2 protein-coding genes are annotated in these 2,126 nt (G+C 39.6%); both read right to left on the bottom strand.

Annotated features, from left to right (window positions below; translation table 11 throughout):
* Positions 1–714 (bottom strand): NF038132 family protein (locus HRT50_RS18690; protein ID WP_291617319.1); only part of this gene is annotated, 714 nt, incomplete at its 3' end.
* 151 nt (positions 715–865) lie between these two features.
* Positions 866–1,894, bottom strand: a complete 1,029-nt coding sequence (locus HRT50_RS18685) for a GlxA family transcriptional regulator (RefSeq protein WP_291617317.1) — start codon at positions 1,892–1,894, stop codon at positions 866–868.
* Positions 1,895–2,126: the final 232 nt, after the last annotated feature.

Below are 2,126 nucleotides of genomic sequence, written 5' to 3'. Positions count from 1 at the left end.
TGCAATGCCGTCAATAGTAATACCGTCAAAAGCTAAGCCAGAATCAAAATCATTATCAAGCCAGTTAGTAACACCAAATTCCAAATAGAACTGACCGCTATCTGCAATACTGTAATTTGATTGCACCCAGCCCGTTTGACCACAACCGGCAGCGTAACACTTGCCAGAGTCACCGCCTAGAGCAGACCAAGTTGTTTCATTGGCAATAATTTCAACACTTCCTGGAGTTAGCGTAGCTTCAGGTAATGGCATGCCGAGCCCAGGTACTATATTCCCTGATTCTTTAGTGCGAGCGGTAAATAACATTGCAACTTGCTGGTATGTTTCATCTAATAAACGTGCCCAGCCATAATCAGCATAACCAGCGCCATCAGAAGTTACGTAATTAAAGAAAAACTCTAAATCATCTCCAGTTTCAGCTGAAAATAATACCGACTGCAATACAGAGCCTTGAAATCCAATTATACCATCAAGTCCAGTACCATTGACGCCATTATTTGTTGATACCCAGCCGTAGTTTGTATTGCCTGTTGGTGGTGCTGTTACATCACCATCTGCTGCACTTGCGCCACAATTACCGGTACAACTCCAGTCAGCAGGAAGACCTGCATCAAAAGTGCCTTCAATTACAGTAGCTGACACATTTGCCGATAATAATACAGGCAAAGCTACATTAAGTAGATACTTTGTTCCTTTTAAAATATTTTTTTTCATAATTCCTTTTCTCTATCTATCTGTTTTGAATTCGTAGCAAAGCAAAAATCAAGCCAAAAATAAAAAATACAGCAGTATCAATTTATTATATTCAAAACCAACAAAAACATAACTATCACATGTAAAAAATACTGACATTTAAGTTTATCTTTTACTCTTGGCTAAACAGCTTCTTTCTTACCATGGCGCGATAAGCTTTTGGCGTTAAAGTTAAGTGCTGTTTAAACAAGCGTGTTAAGTGCCCTTGATCTTGATAGCCTACCTGATCTGCTATTTCTTGAATGGTTAAGTTACTTGAGGCCAGTAATTCTTTGGCAGTTTCTATGCGTAATTGCTGCCAATATTGGGTTGCCCGTACCCCCGTTGCCGCTTTGAACCGACGGGTAAATGAACGTTGGCTCATACCAAATTGCTCGGCAATTTCAGTCAGCGTTAATTCAGTATTTAAATGGGTGCGTAACCAAAACTGAATTTCAGCAATCAATTCATCGGCGTGCCTATCACCCGAACCTTCTAAATAACGCTGTTCTTCATAGGGCTTGCGTATTTCATGGGAGAAGTTTCGCTCGACATTCTGTGCAGCCGCTTTGCCATAATGCTGAGCAATTAAATGGACAATAATATCAGCCAAAGCATTTAAGCTAGCAGCACAATAAATACGTTCTGATTGAGTAATAAAAAAATCTGGCTTTAAGTCTACTTTTGGGTAATCTCGTTTAAATTGCTCAACATAATGCCAATGGGTGGTCGCTGAATGATTATCTAACAAGCCCGATTCTGCCAAAAAACACACTCCGGTACCTACACCAATTAAGGTACTGCCCTGCTGCCAGCAACGTTTTAGCCACGTAATGAGTTTTTTATGACTTTTAAGCACGGGCCTAGGATTACGCCATAAACTCGGCACAATAATGATATCGGCAGGTGTTGTATTAGCAATTGTTTCCTCATCAAGGGTAATGTCAGCAATCATAGTAATACCCGCACGAGACTTTATTTGTGTCGACGACTCACTTAAAAACTGGGTATTAAGCTTTAATGCCGATTTGTCATAACGTCTGGCAAAGGCTTCACCAGCCAGTAACATTTCAACAGGTAAAGTAACTCCTGTTGCCAAAACGTGTGGGTAAATGACTAAGTTGACCATTAGATTGTTTGTTTTAATGTATTGATCAGTCATCAGCTTCTCCTACCAGTACTATTTGGCCATTATCACACAATACAAGGCCATTTTTGCTTATTATTATTTTTAATAGTCATTAGAATAGATAATATATTACGCATTATTACCATTTTGCATTTACTCAAATTCTTTAAGTGGGTTATTACATGGCACGTTTACCTTTAATTATTGGCATGGGCGGTATTAATGCCGCAGGACGCACCTCGTTTCATCAAGGCTTCCGTCGTAT

This window comes from Colwellia sp., from assembly GCF_013215345.1.
Classification (GTDB): Bacteria; Pseudomonadota; Gammaproteobacteria; order Enterobacterales; family Alteromonadaceae; genus Colwellia.
The sequence above is the reverse complement of the archived record's forward strand: the minus strand, read 5'-3'. Positions and strand labels throughout refer to the sequence as shown.

Coding starts and splice junctions, on each gene's coding strand:
- HRT50_RS18685 (WP_291617317.1), bottom strand. CDS start 1,894: ATGACTGATCAATACATTAAAACAAACAATCTAATGGTCAACTTAGTC.